The organism is Polaromonas potterensis, from assembly GCF_033446725.1.
Taxonomy (GTDB): Bacteria; Pseudomonadota; Gammaproteobacteria; order Burkholderiales; family Burkholderiaceae_C; genus Polaromonas.
In genome coordinates this window covers 1-17,259 of record NZ_JAWQLX010000018.1, presented here as the reverse complement: position 1 = coordinate 17,259, position 17,259 = coordinate 1, and the positions used below count along the sequence as shown (strand labels likewise).

Here is a 17,259-nt window from a genome sequence, read left to right as displayed (position 1 = left end):
ATTCCATGTCGGCACGGGACACACACGATCCCACAACAGATGCCGGATATACGACTGCAGGCGCTTCCCCAAAAGCCACACTATCAGTCAGTTTCTTGCCGTTTGGGGGGAGTCCATATAGGACAGGTTAGGCGGCTTGTATGCGTCAATCGATATTTATTGGGCAGTCGTGATTTCTGACCTTATCCGCTCCATCGCCCATCGACAAGTGTCATGCCGTCCTTGTGACGTTGAACGAGATGAAAGCTCTGACGAAATGGCGCCTTGATCGACGTGTGATCGATGTATTGCACTGAACCCATGACTTGACCTTCTGGATTGAGCACGGAGTAAAGTTCAACTTCTTCTTGTCCAAGATTGCCTCTTTCGTACTTGCGGTCTAGACGAAGTGTTTCGCATTCACTGAGCTTGAGTTTGTTCTTCCACATGCTGACTGGGTCCTTGTGCTGGCGAGGTGACTGACGAGTGGGTGTCTGAAGGCCTAACGCAATATATGCCGCAAAACCTACGGTATAAAAATGACATTTCGCTTTGAGTTGGGCATTTTCCCTCCGTAAGCCGCTATCAGCATTGGCTTTTCGGACAATACCATTTAGAGCGGTATAAAACCAACCAACAAACCCGATAGCCCCGCCCCCAAGCTCCTTGCAACCAAGCCGCCACACAAACCAGAACAACGGGATGCCGCACTTCACAGTGACGTTCAGGGGGTTGACCTGCCTCGGCCGGCAAGGCGACAGCGCAAAATGGAGGCATGAACTCCCTAGACGGCATCCGCATCCTCGACCTCTCCCGCGTGCTTGCGGGTCCTTGGTGCACCCAGACCCTGGCCGGGCACGGGCGCCGACACGGCCGAAGCCGCTTATTACCTGGGCGAGGTGTTTGCCGACCCGCAGGTGATAGAGCTGAGCGCGGCATGGACACGCCGTGGCAGCACCCGATGCTCGGCCAACCCACTAGCCAGGTTTTACGCAGTGTGTTGAACTACTCGGAGACGCAACTGTCTGACCTAAAACACAAAGAGGTGATCTGATGAAACACAATTTTGTTCTGGTGCATGGCGCCTGGCACGGCGGCTGGTGCTGGCGGCGCGTGACGCAGGCCTTGCAGCTTGATCACCACAAGGTGTTTCCGGTCACGCTGACTGGCCTGGGCGAACGCGCCCACCTGCTGTCACCCGCCATCACGTTGGACACCCACATTGACGACGTGATCAGCACCATCGAGGTGGAAGAGTTGACCGAGGTGATTCTGGTCGTGCACTCCTACGCCGGCATGATAGGCACGGCGGTCGCCGACCGCCTGGGCAAACACCTGAAACACCTGGTGTATGTCGATGCCGTGGTGCCCAAACCCGGCGAAAGCTGGAGCAGCACCCAGTCCGCGGCGACGCAGCAGCAACGCCTGTCGGCGGCCCAGGCCTCGACCCGCTTCAGCTTTCCGCCGCCCGACCCGGTGGTGTTCGGCCTGCATGAGGCGGATCACGCCTGGGTCAAGCGCCGCCAGACGCCACACCCCGGCAACACCTACCAGGCGCCGCTGGACTTTGATGTGCAGCGTGTCGCGGCCATCCCGCGCACCTTTGTGAGTTGCACACAGCCGGCCCTGGCCACCATAGACCCGAGCCGCCTGCGCGTGAAAGACCCGAAATTCTGGAACGGCGCCTGGCTGCCGAAGTCCAACTTTGTCGAACTCCCCACCGGCCACGACCCCATGATCAGCGAAGCCCACGCGCTGACACAAATACTGCTCAACTGCGCCAACGCATGAAACCCCTGCACAACCGACGTCAATTTTCCCGCGCCCTCGCCGGCGGCATGCTGCTGCCCGCGCTGACCTTGCCTGCCACCGCTCAAGCCAAAGACACGGCGTTGCCGGTGCCGACCTCGCTGCCCGCGGCCGCGCAGGCCGCCGCGGCCAAGGGCGAAGTGATGGTGCTGCTGGTCAGCCTGCCCGGCTGCCCGTATTGCGAACTGGTCAGGCGCAACTACCTGCTGCCCGGACGCCAGCAAACCGGCCTGCAGGCCTGGCAACTCAACATCGCCGACCGAACGACGCCGCTGCTGGGTTTCGACGGCAAAACCACCAACGCCGCCGCCCAGATCAGCGCCTGGAAAGCCGGCTTCACGCCGACCGTGCTGTTTCTGGGCGAGCAGGGGCAGGAGCTGGCCGAGCGCCTGGTCGGCGTGGCGGTGCCCGACTTTTATGGCGCCTACCTGGAGGCGCGGCTGGCGGGCGCGCGCCAGGCCCTGCTTGCGCTGCAGAAGTAAGCCGGGCCTGGCTTCCCTTGGGGTTTGCAGCGGACTGCATTGCTACTGTTTTGATAGCAAATTACGCATATAACAAGCGGCCCACAGGCACTATTTCCATAAAAATGAAGTCCGCCCTGTGCTTGCGGGGCGGAAAACCAGTCCCAGAAGCTCAAATCTCCGCAGAACGGGATTAGTGCACAGTTTCCGGCACGCAGCACATACGAATAAAGTTGTCATTTACCACTGTGCATGGTGGAATTACCTCCCAGGGTGAAAACTTTAAAGGTACATAAGTGCAGCTCATACCTCGCTTTGTCAGCGCCGCCGGTAACAGGCCGCCGCCAGTCGCCCAGGCCACGCCCGATCTGGCACTGGAGCCCGCAGAGCAGTTGCCGCCCCTGACCGACTATGCACTGCTCGGCCTGATCGGCGCCGAGCTGTCCGCCCCCATCTACGCCCTGCGCGAGATCGTGCAGGACTTCACCCAGACCCGCCGCATTTCCCACCAGCAGTTGGAAGGCCTGACGACCGCGATCGAATCGGCCAACCAGATTACGCGCCAAAGTCAACAAATCGGGCGGCTGGCCGAGGGCCGGCTGCGCCAGTCGCACGAGCGCATCCAGCTCGACCGGCTGCTGCAGCAGGCCTTGCTTGAACTCGCGCCGACGCTGCAGGCGCAGGGCATTGAATGCCGCCACAGCCTCAAGGCGGTAGAGGTGATTGTCGATCCCGGGCTGCTCTCCAGCCTGATTGACGCCGCGCTGAGCTGGGGCTGCGCGCACGGCCAGCGCCTGGTGATCTCCTTGAGCATCATGAACTGGCCTGAGCACGGCCTGCTGGTGATCAAGGCCTACGCGGCGGCGAGCGGGCAGGCACCGCAGCCCGACTCGCTCAACTGGCACCTGCTGAGCCAGCTTGCGCAAACCATGGGCGTCACGCTGGAGCGCGAGGTCTCGGCCAACGGCGAATCCAGGCTGCAGCTGGAGTTTGCCCGCACCGTGCGTGTGCTCGAAGGCCTGACCGCGCTGGAAATTGACACCAGCGGGGACTCGTCTTTTCACAACGGCACCAAGGCGCTGGCCGGCCTGCGCATTTTGCTGATCAGCAACGAGCCGCTGGCACGCGCCGAAGTGTCGCAGGCCTGCCGGCTGCTGGGCCTGAGCGTGGACGCGGTGCCGACCGTGGAGCGCGGGCGGCGCTACATGGAGCTGGACATGCCGCACCTGCTCATCATTGACGAGCGGCTGCACGACGGCGAGTTTGACCAGTTGGCGGACGACATCAAGCACATTGCGCCGAATCTCGGCTTGCTGGAAATCGTGGACGACCCCAACACCTTCGAGATCTCCAGCTGGATGGGCGAGAACATGACCCGCGTGAGCCGAGATGGGCTGCGCGCGCAACTGCCTTCGGTGCTGACGCTGGAGCTGGTACGGGCGCTGTAGCGCTTTCTCACTCTCTTTTCGATAGCTACTTGCGCTTAATCCACCTGGGCCGGTGGGCAATTCAAGCAAGAACTGGCGGCCAACCCGCCTATTCCACAAACAGCGTGGCCGGGCATTCCAGATAGCCGCGTACCGCCTGCACGAAGCGGGCGGCATCGATGCCGTCGACCACGCGGTGATCGAACGAGGACGACAAATTCATCATCTGCCGCGCCACCACAGCACCGCTGCGCAGCACAGGCCGCTCAACGATGCGGTTGATGCCGACGATGGCCACTTCGGGTGCGTTGATCACCGGCGTCGAGACGATGCCGCCCAGCGCACCCAGGCTGCTCAGGGTCAACGTCGATCCGGTGAGTTCGTCGCGCGTGACCTGGCCGGTACGTGCGGCTTGGGCCAGGCGCGCCACTTCCGCCGCGCTGGACCACAAATCGTGCGCCTCGGCATGGCGCAACACCGGCACCATCAGGCCGGCTTCGGTCTGGGTGGCAATGCCCAGATGTACCGCGCCATGGCGTGTCACCACACCGGCCTCGTCGTCGAAACGCGCGTTGATCTGCGGAAACTCGCGCACGGCCAGCACCACGGCGCGTACCAGTAACGGCAGCAGGGTCAGGTGGCCCCGCTGCGCGCCCCACTTGGCGTTGAGCCGCGCGCGCAACGCTGCCAGCTCGGTGACATCGACTTCTTCCACATAGGTGAAATGCGGGATGCGGCGCTTGGATTCCTGCATTTTTTGCGCGATGCGGCGGCGCAGGCCTATCACCGGAATGCGTTCTTCATCGTTCCGCTGAGCCAGACCGGAGGCGACAGGATCGCCCGATCCATGCGCCGCCACATGGGCGTCAAGATCGGCCTGCAGGATGCGGCCGCCCGCACCACTGGCGGCGACCTGCTGCAAGTCGACACCCAGTTCCCAGGCGCGTCGACGCAAGGCGGGCGAGGCGATGGGTTTGTCGCCGGATGGTTTGACTGAGGCAACTGCGAGCGGAGCTGGCACGGGTGCCGGTGCCGGTGCCGGGGTCAGGTTCTGAGGCGCTGTTGAGACGGCTGCTGGCAGTTCACCGGCCTCCCCCGCCACTTCAATGCGAATCAGCTCCGCCCCCACCGCCAGCACATCGCCGACTGCGCCACCCAAGGCCAGCACCTTGCCAACCACGGGCGAGGGAAGCTCGACGGTGGCCTTGTCGGTCATCACCTCGGCCAGCACCTGATCCTCTGCCACATGGTCGCCGGGCTTCACCCGCCAGGCCACCAGTTCAACCTCGGCAATGCCTTCACCGAGGTCGGGCATCTTGATGATGTGGATGCTCATGCCATGCCTCCCGCCGGGCCGCCCCAAGGGAGGCGCGCCCCCTCGGGGGGCAGCGAACGAATGTGAGCGTGGGGGCTCATTCAAGCCTCCATTGCCCGTTTGAAGGCCGCTGCGACGCGCGCTGGTCCCGGGAAATAAGCCCACTCCTGCGCATGCGGATAAGGCGTGTCCCAGCCGGTCACACGTTCGATCGGCGCCTCAAGGTGGTAGAAACAATGCTCCTGCACCAGTGCCACCAGTTCGGCGCCAAAGCCGCTGCTGCGTGTGGCCTCGTGCACCACCACGCAGCGGCCGGTCTTTTTCACCGACGCGACGATGGCCTGCAGGTCCAGCGGCCAGAGGCTGCGCAGGTCGATGATCTCGGCGTCTATGCCGCTCTCGTTCGCCGCCGCCTCCGACACAAAAACCATGGTGCCGTAGGTCAGCACCGTCAACGCGGTGCCGGGACGGAACACCGCGGCCGACTCCAGCGGCACGCTGTAATAGCCCTCGGGCACCTCGCCCAGCGCATGCCCGGTCCAGGGCACGGCCGGCTTGTCGTGGTGGCCGTCGAACGGGCCGTTGTAGAGGCGCTTGGGCTCCAGAAAAATCACCGGATCGTCGTTTTCTATGCAGGTAATCAGCAGGCCCTTGGCGTCATAGGGGTTGGACGGCATCACCGTGCGAATCCCGCAGACATGGGTGAACAAAACCTCCGGGCTCTGGCTGTGTGTCTGCCCGCCGAAGATGCCGCCGCCGCAGGGCATGCGTATGGTCATGGGCGCCGTGAAGTCGCCGGCCGAGCGGTAACGCAGCCGCGCCGCCTCGGAGACGATCTGGTCGTAGGCCGGGTAGAAATAGTCGGCGAACTGGACCTCCACCACCGGACGCAAACCATAGGCCGCCATGCCTATGGCCGCGCCGACAATGCCGCCTTCGGAGATAGGCGCGTCGAACACGCGCGAAGAACCATACTTCGCCTGCAGGCCCTCGGTACAGCGGAACACGCCGCCGAAATAACCCACGTCCTGGCCGAAGATCACTACCTTGTCGTCGCGCGCCAGCATCACGTCCATGGCCGAACGCAGCGACTGGATCATGGTCATTTGCATGGTGACAGCTTCAGTAATTGCTCACGCTGAGCGCGTAAATGCGCCGGCATGTCCTTGTAGACATCCTCGAACATGGCCGCCGCGCCTGCCATGTGACCGGCGGCCAGCGAGCCGTAACGCTCGGCCTCCTTGAACGCGGCGCTGACCTGGGCCTCCAGCTCTTTCTGCGTGGCCTGGTGCTCGTCCTCGGACCAGGCGCCCAGGCGTATCAGATGGGTTTTCAGGCGCTCTATCGGGTCGCCCAGTGGAAAACGCGCCCAGTCGTCGGCCGGGCGGTAACGAGAAGGGTCGTCCGAGGTCGAATGCGCGCCGCCGCGGTAGGTGACCCACTCGATCAGGGTCGGCCCCAGGTTGCAACGCGCGCGTTCTGCGGCCCACAAGGAGGCGGCATACACCGCGAGGAAGTCGTTGCCATCCACGCGCAGCGAGGCAAGGCCGCAACCCACACCACGCGCCGCAAAGGTCGTGGCCTCGCCGCCGGCAATCGCCTGAAAGGTCGAGATCGCCCACTGGTTGTTGACCACGTTGAGGATCACAGGCGCGCGGTAGACATGGGCAAAGGTCAGCGCGGTATGAAAGTCCGACTCGGCGGTGGCGCCGTCACCGATCCAGGCCGAGGCTATTTTGGAGTCGCCCTGGATCGCCGAGGCCATGGCCCAGCCCACGGCCTGGATGAACTGCGTGGCGAGGTTGCCTGAAATCGTGAAGAAACCGGCGCGTTTGTACGAATACATCACCGGCAACTGCCGCCCCTTCATGGGATCACGTTCGTTGGACATCAGCTGGCAAATCATCTCCACCATGTCGATGTCGTCACGCGCCAGCAGCAGGCCCTGCTGGCGGTAGGTCGGGAAACACATGTCGCCGGGCTGCAGGGCCAGCGCCTGCGCCGTGGCAATCGCCTCCTCGCCCAGGCACTGCATGTAGAAGGAAATCTTTTTTTGCCGCTGGGCGATCAACATGCGGGCGTCGTAGACCCGCGTTTTCATCATGGCGCGCAAGCCGCGCCGCAGCAGTTGCGGATCGACTTGCGGCGCCCAGGGCCCAACGGCGTGGCCCTCGTCATCCAGCACCCGCACCAGGCTGTAGGCCAGGTCGGCGGTAGCGGCCGGCAAGGCGTCCACCGGCGGACGCCGCACCGCGCCGGCCGGTGACAAATGCAGGTAGGAAAAGTCGGTCTCGTGGCCGGGCCGGGCCGAGGGCTCGGGCACATGCAAATGGAGTGCTGCTGGTTGGTTCATCCGCGTCACCTGAAGCACATCCTAGCCCTGTGCTGCGCAGGGCGCAAACCGGGACGCCTGCCTCAGCGCGTCACTTGCTCATTTTTTGATAGCTAGCTACGACCACCCCATATGGGCAGAAATCCGATTTGACCTATATCCCGGCCCAACCCGGCTATTTCATGGCCCCAAACACCTTTTGGAGAATCGCGCTGCCGGTGCCCACCGGGTCTTGCCGGATCTTCTTTTCTTCGTCGCCAATGATCAGGTACAAGCCGTCCAGCGTTTTGCCGGTGACATATTGCTGGATGTTGGCGTCTTCCTTTTTCACCAAGCCGAAACCTGCGGCCTTGCCGGCAAACTCGTTGTACTTGTTGGCCAGGCCGACTTTTGCCGTGGCCTGGGTGACCACGGGCAGGAATTTCACGCCCAATGGGGCGCGGGTTTTTTCGGCAAAGAAGTTGGTGACCGAAGTCTCGCCACCCTGCAGGATGTTTTTAGCGTCGGTGACGCTCATGGCCTTCACGGCACCGACCAGCAAGTCCTTGCCCATGGGCACGGCGGCTTCGGCGGCGCGGTTGATGGAGGTGACCAGCTCATCAATGCGTTTGCCTTGGCCGAAGTTTTTCAGCAGTTTCGACGCATCTTCCAGGTAACCGGGCAAAGGAATGCGAACTTTTGGGTTGCCGAGGAATCCATCAGTCTTGCCCAGCAAGGCCACGGCCGCCAAAGCGCCTTTTTCGAGGGCGGTTTTCAGGCCCTTGCTGGCATCGGCATTGCTCAGGTCGCCCAGCGACAGGGCATAGGCCTGCTGGTAAGTGGCCAATACCAGGGCACCCAACGCGCTGAGACCGGCTTGGTTAAAATTTCGACGTTGCATGATGAGGTCCTTTCTGATGAAACCAATTTCTGCCTGGTCAGTATGCCGCATGGCACTGGCCGGTGCCATGGTCGTGGCGGGGTTGCTGAGCCTGTCCGGCTGCAGTGACAGCCAGGCGGCGCCCGAGTCGACCTTTGTGCTGCTCAACGGCAGCAAACAAAGCACCGCCGACATGAAAGGCAAAGTCACGCTGGTCAACTTCTGGGCCACCAGTTGCGTCACCTGCGTGGCCGAAATGCCCAAAATCATCTCCACCTACGACAAATACAAGGAACGCGGTTACGACACCCTGGCCGTGGCCATGAGTTACGACCCGCCCAGTTATGTCGTCAATTACGCCGAGACGCGCAAGCTGCCCTTCAAGGTGGCGATCGACAACACCGGCGCCGTGGCCAAGGCCTGGGGCGATGTGCAACTGACACCCACAACCTACCTGGTCAACAAACGCGGCGAGATCGTCAAACGTTATGTGGGCGAGCCGGATTTTGCAGCCCTGCACCAGTTGATAGAAAAGCTGCTAGCCGAGAGCTGACCGCTCACCACCAAAGACGCAAAAAAAAGGCCGACTCCCGCAAGGGGGCCGGCCTTTTTCGTAGTGCTCTGGACGCTCCGCAAATCACTCTTGACCAGCATGGGCCGCGGAACCGGCTTAGCCGGGCCGCAGGCGCAGCGGCCCCCTCGGGGGGCAGGGAGTTACGCGAAGCGAACGACCGTGGGGGCTTTATTTAGCCCGGAACGCGTCGTGGCAAGACTTGCAGGTATCGGCGGTGGCGGCAAACGCGGTCTTCAGGGCGTCCAGGTTGCCGGTTTTGCTGGCGGTGGCCAGCTTGGTGGCTTCGGCAGCCAGCTTCTCGTGGCCTTCCTTGAACTTGGCCTGTTCGGTCCAGATTTCAGGCTTGGCCTTGGTCGTGCCCTTGTCGGTGCCGGCGCCAAAACCTACCCATGGCAGTTTGGCCATGTCGGCCACCACTTCGGCATTCTCAGCCGCCATCTTGGCGTCAAAAGGAATGCGGCCGTTGGCCATGGCGCCCAGGCGGCCAAAATGCTGGCCCATGACAAACAGCGCGCTCTGGCGGTATTTGACGGCATCCTCGGCCTTGGCAAATTGGGCGGACGCCGGGGCGGCAAAGACGACCAGGGTGGCTGCCGCAGCGATACAGGCAAAAGCTTTCATGTAATTTCCTCGTGGTTTATTGAGTTATGGTGCAAGGCAACGCGGCAGGCCGATGCCACACAGCTGGAGTTTAGCCAAGGGCCAGAAGTTCCGCCGGAACTTATGCGCTACGGGAAAGCACCAAGAGGCCACGGCAGCGCCAGCGATACGGGCCGCCCTGCTATAAAACACACCATCATCAATGAGGAAGCGCGCATGCAAAATAACAATCAAAGCCTGAACAAGGTCCGGGTCTGGGACCTGCCCACGCGGATTTTTCACTGGGCGCTGGTCGCCGCCGTGATTGGCCTGACCATCAGCGGCACCGTGGGCGGCAGCGCCATGGTCTGGCATTTTCGTTTTGGTTATTCGGTGCTGGCCTTGTTGTTGTTTCGCCTCGTCTGGGGCGTGGTGGGTGGGCGCTGGTCCCGCTTCACGGCCTTTATCTATTCACCGCGCAGCGTGCTCAATTACCTGAAGGGCCGCGGCCAGGCGGAACACTCGGCGGGCCACAGCCCGATTGGCGCGGGTTCGGTGTTTGCGATGCTGGGGATTCTGCTGGCCCAGGTCGGCACCGGTTTGCTCAGCGACGACGAGATCGCGTTTGCCGGCCCGCTCACCAGTTTTGTCTCCAACAACGCGGTCAGCGTGGCGACCAATTACCACAAGAACATCGGCAAGTGGCTGCTGCTGGCCCTGGTGCTGCTGCACCTGACGGCCATTGTTTTTTACCTCTGGCGCAAACACAAGCTGGTTCACGCCATGTTGCACGGCGACAAGGAACTGGTGACCGCCGTGCCGGCTTCGCGCGACGACACCGCCTCGCGCCTGGCAGCGCTGGGGGTCTTCGGCTTGTGCGCCGCCGCAACGTACTGGGTCAGCAGCCTGGCAGCACCGGCCTTCTAAAGCGTACCCACCACGCCCCGGCCAGGGCGGCCTAAAAGTCGATACACTTGATTCGACTTCACCGCCCCATGCCAGACCCTTCCTCCCCCACGCCCCAGTTCATCACGCCCGCCACGCCGGAGCAGCTGGCCGCGACGCGCCTGATCTTCCAGGAATACGCCGGGCAGTTGGGCTTCGATCTGAACTTCCAGAACTTCGACGCGGAGCTGGCCGGCCTGCCCGGTGTCTACGACGCGCCCCAGGGCTGCCTGCTGCTGGCCATGGTGGACGGCAAGATCGCCGGCTGCTGCGCGATGCGGCCGCTGGCCACCGTGGACTACCCGAACGCCTGCGAAATGAAACGCCTGTATGTGCGCCAGGACTTTCGCCGCTCCGGCCTGGGACGGCAACTGGCCGAAGCCGTGCTGGATGCCGCGCGAGTCGCCGGTTACCACAGCGTGTTGCTGGACACCCTCAACGACATGGAAGCCGCGCGGGCGCTCTACGTGGACCTGGGCTTCAAGGACATCCCGCCCTACTACCATAACCCGATAGCGGGCGCTCACTACCTGAAGGTGGATTTGGATTAAAAATCGGCTCTAGCCTTTATACAACGGGCGTAGACAGCTATACTATTCATAGCAACTGCTGCGTCAAGCCGCTCCTCACCGAGGCCATAAAAAAGCCGCTGCTCTTGCGAACAGCGGCTTTTTTGATGGGCAGCCCGCTCAGCGGGCCGGCACTCAGGCCTTGGCCTGGGCCAGCAAGGTGGCGGCGTCGCTGACTTCAAATTTGCCCGGGCCTTCGATGTTCAGGGCGGCCACTTTGCCATCCTTGATCAGCATCGAATAACGGTTGCTGCGCAGACCCATGCCGCGTGCGGTCAGGTCCAAGGTCAGGCCGGTGGCCTTGGCGAAGTCGGCGCTGCCGTCGGCCAGCATACGCACTTTGCCGTCGGTCTTTTGGTCACGCGCCCAGGCGCCCATGACAAACGCGTCATTGACACTCACGCACCAGATTTCATCCACACCGGCAGCTTTGAGCTCAGCGGCTTTCTCGACATAACCGGGCACATGTTTGGCCGAGCAGGTCGGCGTGAATGCGCCTGGCAGCGCAAACAGCGCAATGGTTTTACCGGCCGTGGCCTTGGCCACATCGACCGGGTTGGGGCCGATGCTGCAGCCATTGCCTTCCACTTCCGAAAATTCCATCAGCGTGGTTGCGGGAAGGGTATCGCCTACTTTGATCATGGGTGCTCCTTAAGAATATAAAACGGGAATGTGACACGGGGTCCGCCCGCCATTTTCAACGATTCGGCCCAGCCCTTCAAAAACCCGGGGCAAAAACAAAAACGGCCCACACAGTGGGCCGTTTTTGATGACTGTCGTCAAAGTCTGGGAAGACTTAAACGATGGCAGCCTTTTCCAGCAACTTGGTCACGACCCAGTTCTTGGTCTTGGAAATCGGGCGGCTCTCGGTGATCTCGATCAGATCGCCGGTCTTGTACTCGCCCTTTTCGTCATGGGCGTGGTACTTGCTCGACAAGGACACGATTTTGCCGTACAGCTCGTGTTTCACACGACGCTCAACCAGCACCGTCACCGTTTTGGCGCGTTTGTCGCTGACCACACGGCCAACCAAAGTGCGCTTGAGGGATTTTTTAGCTTCCGTCATTATTTCGCTCCTTGCTTGACGATGGTCTCGGCCAAAATGGTTTTGGCACGAGCGATGTCACGGCGCGCAGAACGCAGCGTGGCGGTGTTGGTGAGTTGTTGCGTGGCTTTTTGCATACGCAGGCCAAAGTGGGCTTTTTGCAGCTCTTTGACTTCGGTTTGCAGGCCGGCAACGTCTTTTTTGCGCAGTTCAGTAGATTTGGTCATGGTCATTTCCCCTTACTGGCCGATCATGCGGCTGACGAAGGTGGTGCGCAGCGGCAGCTTGGCAGATGCCAGGCGGAACGCTTCGCGGGCCAACTCTTCAGGCACACCGACGATTTCAAAGACGATTTTGCCGGGCTGGATTTCAGCCACGTAGTACTCTGGATTACCTTTACCGTTACCCATACGCACTTCAGCAGGCTTTTGGGAAATTGGCTTGTCCGGGAAGACACGGATCCAGATACGGCCGCCACGTTTGACGTGACGGGAAATCGCACGACGTGCGGCTTCAATTTGACGAGCCGTCAGACGGCCACGATCAGTGCATTTGAGACCGAAGTCACCGAACGCCACGGAGTTACCCCGTGTGGCGATACCGGTGTTACGGCCTTTTTGCTCTTTGCGATATTTTCTGCGAGCGGGTTGCAGCATTTGTATTCTCCGTTATTAGACCGATTACTCGGTCTTGGCACCGTCAGCTGCTGCAGCTGGCGCGGCTTTGCGGACGCGCTTAACGGTGGTTTTCGGTGCGTCACCAGCGGGTGCAGCACCCGTTGCTTCTGCAGGTTTGTCGCTGCCATCGGCAGGGGCAGTATTCACACCACCGACCGGGCCGCGCGCAGGGCGAGCAGCACCGCGAGGGGCGGAAGGACGGTCCGTGCGGTCACCAGGGCGGACATCGCGGCGTGGGCCACGTGGCTTGCGCTCTTCGTCGGACGGAGCGGCATCCAGGCGTGCGCCAGGAGAGTCGCCACGACCCAGGTTGTCGCCTTTGTAGACCCAGACCTTGACGCCGATCACACCATAGGTGGTCTTGGCTTCAGAGGTACCGTAGTCGATGTCGGCGCGCAGGGTGTGGAGGGGCACGCGACCTTCGCGGTACCACTCGCAACGAGCGATTTCAATGCCATTGAGACGGCCGGACGACATGATCTTGATGCCCAGGGCACCCAGACGCATGGCGTTTTGCATGGCGCGCTTCATTGCACGGCGGAACATGATTCGTTTTTCAAGCTGTTGGGTGATGCTGTCTGCGATCAGCTTGGCATCAATTTCAGGCTTGCGAACTTCTTCGATGTTCACGGCGACCGGCACGCCCAATTGGCGGCTCAGTTCTTTTTTCAGCGCTTCGATGTCTTCGCCTTTTTTGCCGATCACAACACCCGGACGTGCCGAGAAAATCGTGATGCGGGCATTCTTGGCAGGACGCTCGATCAGAACGCGCGAAACCGCGGCGTTCTTCAGCTTGGCCTTCAGGTACTCGCGAACCTTGATGTCTTCGGCCAACATGCCGGCGAAATCACGGTTGCTTGCGTACCAGCGGCTCGCCCAGTTGCGGCTAACGGAAAGGCGGAACCCGGTTGGGTTGATTTTTTGTCCCATATCCTGTCTGCCTTATTAATTGCCGACCACAACGTACACATGGCACGTGGGCTTGCTGATACGGTTGCCGCGGCCTTTGGCGCGCGCGGAGAAACGCTTGAGCGTTGTACCTTGCTCGACGTAAATGGTTTTCACCTTCAACTCGTCGATATCGGCACCATCGTTGTGTTCAGCGTTGGCGATAGCGGACTCAACCACCTTCTTGATGATTCCAGCAGCTTTTTTCTGCGTGAAATTCAGGATGTTGAGCGCTTGATCCACTTTTTTACCGCGGATCAGGTCAGCGACCAGACGGCCTTTGTCGACCGACAGACGAACGCCCCGGAGGGTTGCACGTGTTTCCATGGTCTTTCCTTACTTTCTCACAACTTTTTTGTCAGCCGGGTGACCTTTGAAAGTCCGGGTGAGTGCGAACTCGCCCAACTTGTGGCCAACCATTTGATCGGTGATGTAGACCGGCACGTGCTGCTTGCCGTTATGCACGGCGATGGTCAAGCCGATGAACTCGGGCAGGATCATGGAGCGACGCGACCAGGTTTTGATCGGCTTTTTGTCTTTGTTGGTAACAGCTTTATCAGCCTTGGCTACCAGGTGGTGGTCGACAAAGGGACCTTTTTTGAGTGAACGTGTCATTTCCTGGCCTTACTTCTTGCGACGCGAAACAATCATCACTTGCGTGCGCTTGTTGTTGCGGGTGCGGTAGCCTTTGGTCAGGTTACCCCATGGATCGACAGGATGGCGACCTTCGCCGGTCTTGCCTTCGCCGCCACCGTGTGGGTGATCGACCGGGTTCATGACCACACCGCGAACGGTTGGACGAATACCCATCCAGCGCTTCACACCGGCCTTGCCGAGACGGCGCAGGCTGTGTTCTTCGTTGGCCACTTCACCAATGGTGGCGCGGCATTCGATGTGGATCTTGCGAACCTCACCGGAGCGCATACGCACCTGGGCGTAGATGCCTTCACGAGCCAGCAGCGTCGCAGAGGTACCAGCCGAACGTGCAATTTGCGCGCCCTTGCCGATTTGCATCTCGATGCAGTGAATCGTGGAACCCACAGGGATGTTGCGGATAGGCAGGGTGTTACCAACACGGATCGGGGCTTCAGCACCGCTGACCAGCGTGGCGCCCACTTCAAGGCCACGCGGGGCGATGATGTAAGCGCGCTCGCCGTCGGCGTAGCAGATCAGCGCAATGTGGGCCGTGCGGTTGGGGTCGTACTCGATAGTTTCGACTTTGGCCGGAATGGCGTCCTTGTTGCGCTTGAAGTCAACCACGCGGTAGTGGTGCTTGTGACCACCGCCCTTGTGGCGAACCGTGATGTGACCGTTGTTGTTACGGCCGGATTTCTGGAATTGTGGCTCCAGCAGCGGCGCGTAAGGCTCACCCTTGTGCAGGTGGTCACGCGAAATCTTCACCATCCCGCGCATGCCGGGTGATGTGGGTTTCATTTTAATGACAGCCATGATTACGCAGCCTCCCCACCGATGTTCAACTCTTGACCAGGCTTCAGCGTCACATAGGCTTTACGGATGTTGTCCCGACGGCCAGTGGATTTGCCAAAACGCTTGGTTTTGCCTTTTTGATTGAGTACAGCAACAGCCTTGACGTCCACCTTGAACATCAATTCCACTGCGGCCTTGATTTCAGGCTTGGTCGCGTCCTGCAACACCTTGAACAGCACGGTGTTGGTCTTTTCAGCAACCATCGTTGCCTTTTCAGACACGATGGGAGCGACCAGCACCTGCATCAGGCGGCCTTCGTCAAATTTGGGTTTGGTGTTCACGGCGCTCATGCGAACATCTCCTTGAGTTTGTCCATGGCAGCCTTGGTGACCAGAACCTTCTTGTAGTGAACCAGTGACACCGGATCGGCGTAACGGGGCTCAACCACCAGAATGTTGATCAGGTTGCGGGAAGCCAGGTACAGGTTTTCGTCGACTTCGTCAGCGATCACCAGCACCGATTTGAGGTTCATGGCCTTGAACTTGTCGGCCAGGACTTTCGTCTTGGGCGAGTCCACGGTCAGCGAATCAACCACAGCCAGGCGGCCTTCACGGGCCAACTGGGAGAAGATCGAAGCCATACCGGCGCGATACATCTTCTTGTTGATTTTCTGCGTGAAGTTCTCGTCAGGCATGTTCGGGAAAATACGACCGCCGCCACGCCACAGCGGGGAAGATGTCATACCGGCACGAGCGCGGCCAGTGCCTTTTTGCTTGAACGGCTTTTTCGTCGAGTGATTGACCTGCTCACGGTCTTTCTGGGCACGCGTGCCTTGACGGGCGTTGGCCTGGAAGGCCACGACCACCTGATGAATCAGGCTCTCGTTGTATTCACGACCAAACACGGTATCCGGCACGTCCACTTTGGACAAAGCCAGGCCTTGGTCATTCAGGAGTTCGACCTGCATCAGTTCGCTCCTTTTTCGGCGATGGGTTTGGCCTTGATGGCGGCGCGAACCGTCACAAAACCACCTTTGGAACCAGGCACAGCGCCACGGATCATCAGCAGTTGACGGGCTTCGTCAATGCGAACGATGTCGAGGTTTTGCGTGGTCTTGGTGACGTCACCGAGGTGGCCCGTCATGCGTTTACCAGGAAACACACGACCGGGATCCTGCGCCATACCGATGGAGCCAGGAACGTTGTGCGAACGGCTGTTACCGTGCGACGCGCGCTGCGAGCTCATCTTGTGACGCTTGATGGTACCGGCGAAGCCTTTACCGATGGAAGTACCCTGCACGTCCACCTTTTGGCCAACCGCAAACACAGCAGCGGCAGGCACAACAGTGCCCGCAGCGTATTGGCCTGCGACGTCTGCCGTCACGCGGAATTCTTTCAGGATTTCGCCAGCTTCAACGCCTGCTTTCGCAAGGTGGCCAGCCGCCGGCTTGGTGATACGCGACGCTTTGCGCGCACCAAATGCCACTTGCAGGGCATCGTAGCCGTCGTTTGCTTGGGTTTTCACCTGGGTGACGCGGTTGTTAGACACATCGACCACTGTGACAGGAACTGTGTCCCCATCATCAGTGAACAGACGCATCATGCCCACCTTGCGACCCAGCAACCCGAGGGAGTTGCTTAGACTCATAGTTTTCTCCGTAACTCCCACCGCTACGACTTCAATTGGCCGCAGACGTTTTGATGTGGAAGACTGTTAATAAAACCGCCCCAGCCATGCGTAGCACGATCAGGACAGCCCAAGAGTATAGCGCAGGCTGCCAAAAATGGCAAACCTGCGCCGTCACCCATGTTTTAAAGGGTTTCAGCTCACGCCAAAACCCCGGTTTTGCTTACTGCAGCTTAATTTCCACGTCGACGCCGGCGGGCAGATCGAGCTTCATCAACGCGTCCACGGTTTTATCCGTAGGGTCAACGATGTCCATCAGACGCTGGTGCGTGCGGATTTCCAGCTGGTCGCGGCTCGTCTTGTTGACGTGGGGCGAACGCAGGATGTCAAAACGCTTCATGCGGGTTGGCAGGGGCACAGGGCCCTTGACAATCGCGCCGGTGCGCTTAGCGGTATCGACGATTTCGGCGGCCGACTGATCGATCAACTTGTAGTCGAAGGCTTTCAGGCGGATACGGATTTTTTGCTTGGTGGCCATGGTAATTCCTTAGTTGACTGCGGAATTACGCAATGATCTTGGCAACGACACCAGCGCCGACGGTCTTGCCGCCTTCACGGATGGCGAAACGCAGACCTTCTTCCATGGCGATCGGGTTGATCAGCTTGACGGTGATCGACACGTTATC

General features: G+C 60.6%; 25 protein-coding genes and 1 pseudogene. 7 read left to right on the top strand and 19 right to left on the bottom strand.

Annotated features, from left to right (window positions below; genetic code table 11):
* Window positions 1-182 precede the first annotated feature (182 nt).
* The gene (locus tag R6254_RS21780) at window positions 183-695 is read right to left on the bottom strand and encodes a hypothetical protein (RefSeq protein ID WP_318409780.1); all 513 of its coding nucleotides are present in this window, start codon (window positions 693-695) and stop codon (window positions 183-185) included.
* Window positions 696-754: 59 nt separating this feature from the next.
* Here R6254_RS21780 and R6254_RS21775 point away from each other — a divergent pair.
* From R6254_RS21775 to R6254_RS21760, 4 genes and pseudogenes are all read left to right on the top strand, one after another.
* A pseudogene (locus tag R6254_RS21775) lies at window positions 755-841 on the top strand (CoA transferase); the annotation flags it as partial.
* A 191-nt stretch (window positions 842-1,032) separates the two neighbouring features.
* Window positions 1,033-1,770, top strand: coding sequence for an alpha/beta hydrolase (locus R6254_RS21770; protein ID WP_318409779.1), 738 nt, complete (start codon window positions 1,033-1,035; stop codon window positions 1,768-1,770).
* A complete protein-coding gene (locus R6254_RS21765) occupies window positions 1,767-2,270 on the top strand; it encodes a thioredoxin fold domain-containing protein (protein WP_318409778.1) in 504 nt (167 codons plus the stop codon). Before R6254_RS21770 ends, R6254_RS21765 begins: the two co-directional genes overlap by 4 nt.
* 275 nt (window positions 2,271-2,545) lie before the next feature.
* Entirely contained in the window at window positions 2,546-3,697 is a 1,152-nt protein-coding gene (locus R6254_RS21760) for a hypothetical protein (protein ID WP_318409777.1), read from the top strand.
* Between the two features lie 88 nt (window positions 3,698-3,785).
* Here the strand turns inward: R6254_RS21760 and R6254_RS21755 are convergent, their stop codons facing one another.
* The 4 genes from R6254_RS21755 to R6254_RS21740 form a co-directional block, all read right to left on the bottom strand.
* Window positions 3,786-5,012 (bottom strand): dihydrolipoamide acetyltransferase family protein, encoded by a 1,227-nt coding sequence (locus tag R6254_RS21755; protein ID WP_318409776.1) that lies wholly within the window; start codon window positions 5,010-5,012, stop codon window positions 3,786-3,788.
* A gap of 80 nt (window positions 5,013-5,092) precedes the next feature.
* Complete coding sequence (locus tag R6254_RS21750) at window positions 5,093-6,103, bottom strand: alpha-ketoacid dehydrogenase subunit beta (RefSeq protein ID WP_318409775.1); 1,011 nt, start codon at window positions 6,101-6,103, stop codon at window positions 5,093-5,095.
* Window positions 6,094-7,344 (bottom strand): 3-methyl-2-oxobutanoate dehydrogenase (2-methylpropanoyl-transferring) subunit alpha, encoded by a 1,251-nt coding sequence (locus R6254_RS21745; RefSeq protein ID WP_318409774.1) that lies wholly within the window; start codon window positions 7,342-7,344, stop codon window positions 6,094-6,096. Before R6254_RS21745 ends, R6254_RS21750 begins: the two co-directional genes overlap by 10 nt.
* 154 nt (window positions 7,345-7,498) lie before the next feature.
* Window positions 7,499-8,203 carry a DUF4197 domain-containing protein gene (locus R6254_RS21740; protein WP_318409773.1) on the bottom strand — a complete coding sequence of 235 codons (705 nt, stop codon included), beginning with the start codon at window positions 8,201-8,203 and terminating at the stop codon, window positions 7,499-7,501.
* A 16-nt stretch (window positions 8,204-8,219) separates the two neighbouring features.
* Between R6254_RS21740 and R6254_RS21735 the strand changes: the two genes are divergently transcribed.
* Window positions 8,220-8,735 carry a TlpA disulfide reductase family protein gene (locus R6254_RS21735; protein WP_412103209.1) on the top strand — a complete coding sequence of 172 codons (516 nt, stop codon included), beginning with the start codon at window positions 8,220-8,222 and terminating at the stop codon, window positions 8,733-8,735.
* A gap of 189 nt (window positions 8,736-8,924) precedes the next feature.
* Here R6254_RS21735 and R6254_RS21730 read toward each other — a convergent pair whose 3' ends face one another.
* Entirely contained in the window at window positions 8,925-9,377 is a 453-nt protein-coding gene (locus tag R6254_RS21730; protein WP_318409772.1) for a c-type cytochrome, read from the bottom strand.
* A gap of 195 nt (window positions 9,378-9,572) precedes the next feature.
* On the opposite strand from R6254_RS21730, the gene R6254_RS21725 reads away from it, so the two are divergent.
* Entirely contained in the window at window positions 9,573-10,262 is a 690-nt protein-coding gene (locus R6254_RS21725) for a cytochrome b/b6 domain-containing protein (RefSeq protein ID WP_318409771.1), read from the top strand.
* A 68-nt stretch (window positions 10,263-10,330) separates the two neighbouring features.
* Window positions 10,331-10,831, top strand: coding sequence for a GNAT family N-acetyltransferase (locus tag R6254_RS21720; RefSeq protein ID WP_318409770.1), 501 nt, complete (start codon window positions 10,331-10,333; stop codon window positions 10,829-10,831).
* Between the two features lie 153 nt (window positions 10,832-10,984).
* Here R6254_RS21720 and R6254_RS21715 read toward each other — a convergent pair whose 3' ends face one another.
* The 13 genes from R6254_RS21715 to R6254_RS21655 form a co-directional block, all read right to left on the bottom strand.
* Window positions 10,985-11,491: a peroxiredoxin gene (locus tag R6254_RS21715; RefSeq protein ID WP_318409769.1), complete on the bottom strand. Its 507-nt coding sequence runs from the start codon at window positions 11,489-11,491 to the stop codon at window positions 10,985-10,987.
* 154 nt (window positions 11,492-11,645) lie between these two features.
* Complete coding sequence (gene rpsQ / locus R6254_RS21710; RefSeq protein ID WP_077593718.1) at window positions 11,646-11,915, bottom strand: 30S ribosomal protein S17; 270 nt, start codon at window positions 11,913-11,915, stop codon at window positions 11,646-11,648.
* Complete coding sequence (gene rpmC / locus R6254_RS21705) at window positions 11,915-12,121, bottom strand: 50S ribosomal protein L29 (protein WP_096671169.1); 207 nt, start codon at window positions 12,119-12,121, stop codon at window positions 11,915-11,917. Before rpmC ends, rpsQ begins: the two co-directional genes overlap by 1 nt.
* Before the next feature lie 12 nt (window positions 12,122-12,133).
* Entirely contained in the window at window positions 12,134-12,550 is a 417-nt protein-coding gene (rplP, locus tag R6254_RS21700) for a 50S ribosomal protein L16 (RefSeq protein WP_077593716.1), read from the bottom strand.
* 24 nt (window positions 12,551-12,574) lie between these two features.
* Window positions 12,575-13,501 carry a 30S ribosomal protein S3 gene (gene rpsC / locus R6254_RS21695; protein WP_318409768.1) on the bottom strand — a complete coding sequence of 309 codons (927 nt, stop codon included), beginning with the start codon at window positions 13,499-13,501 and terminating at the stop codon, window positions 12,575-12,577.
* A 15-nt stretch (window positions 13,502-13,516) separates the two neighbouring features.
* Window positions 13,517-13,846: a 50S ribosomal protein L22 gene (gene rplV / locus R6254_RS21690; protein ID WP_077593714.1), complete on the bottom strand. Its 330-nt coding sequence runs from the start codon at window positions 13,844-13,846 to the stop codon at window positions 13,517-13,519.
* A 9-nt stretch (window positions 13,847-13,855) separates the two neighbouring features.
* Window positions 13,856-14,134: a 30S ribosomal protein S19 gene (gene rpsS, locus R6254_RS21685; protein ID WP_007866503.1), complete on the bottom strand. Its 279-nt coding sequence runs from the start codon at window positions 14,132-14,134 to the stop codon at window positions 13,856-13,858.
* Window positions 14,135-14,143: 9 nt separating this feature from the next.
* Window positions 14,144-14,968 (bottom strand): 50S ribosomal protein L2, encoded by an 825-nt coding sequence (rplB, locus tag R6254_RS21680; RefSeq protein WP_318409767.1) that lies wholly within the window; start codon window positions 14,966-14,968, stop codon window positions 14,144-14,146.
* Between the two features lie 2 nt (window positions 14,969-14,970).
* A complete protein-coding gene (rplW, locus tag R6254_RS21675) occupies window positions 14,971-15,297 on the bottom strand; it encodes a 50S ribosomal protein L23 (protein ID WP_318409766.1) in 327 nt (108 codons plus the stop codon).
* Entirely contained in the window at window positions 15,294-15,914 is a 621-nt protein-coding gene (gene rplD, locus R6254_RS21670) for a 50S ribosomal protein L4 (protein ID WP_318409765.1), read from the bottom strand. The genes rplW and rplD overlap by 4 nt, the downstream gene beginning before the upstream one ends.
* On the bottom strand, window positions 15,914-16,594 hold the full coding sequence (gene rplC, locus R6254_RS21665; protein WP_318409764.1) for a 50S ribosomal protein L3: 681 nt from the start codon (window positions 16,592-16,594) through the stop codon (window positions 15,914-15,916). The genes rplD and rplC overlap by 1 nt, the downstream gene beginning before the upstream one ends.
* Window positions 16,595-16,796: 202 nt before the next feature.
* Window positions 16,797-17,111: a 30S ribosomal protein S10 gene (gene rpsJ / locus R6254_RS21660; RefSeq protein WP_007838118.1), complete on the bottom strand. Its 315-nt coding sequence runs from the start codon at window positions 17,109-17,111 to the stop codon at window positions 16,797-16,799.
* Between the two features lie 25 nt (window positions 17,112-17,136).
* A partial coding sequence (locus R6254_RS21655; protein ID WP_477694796.1) for an EF-Tu C-terminal domain-related protein occupies window positions 17,137-17,259 on the bottom strand: 123 nt, incomplete at its 5' end.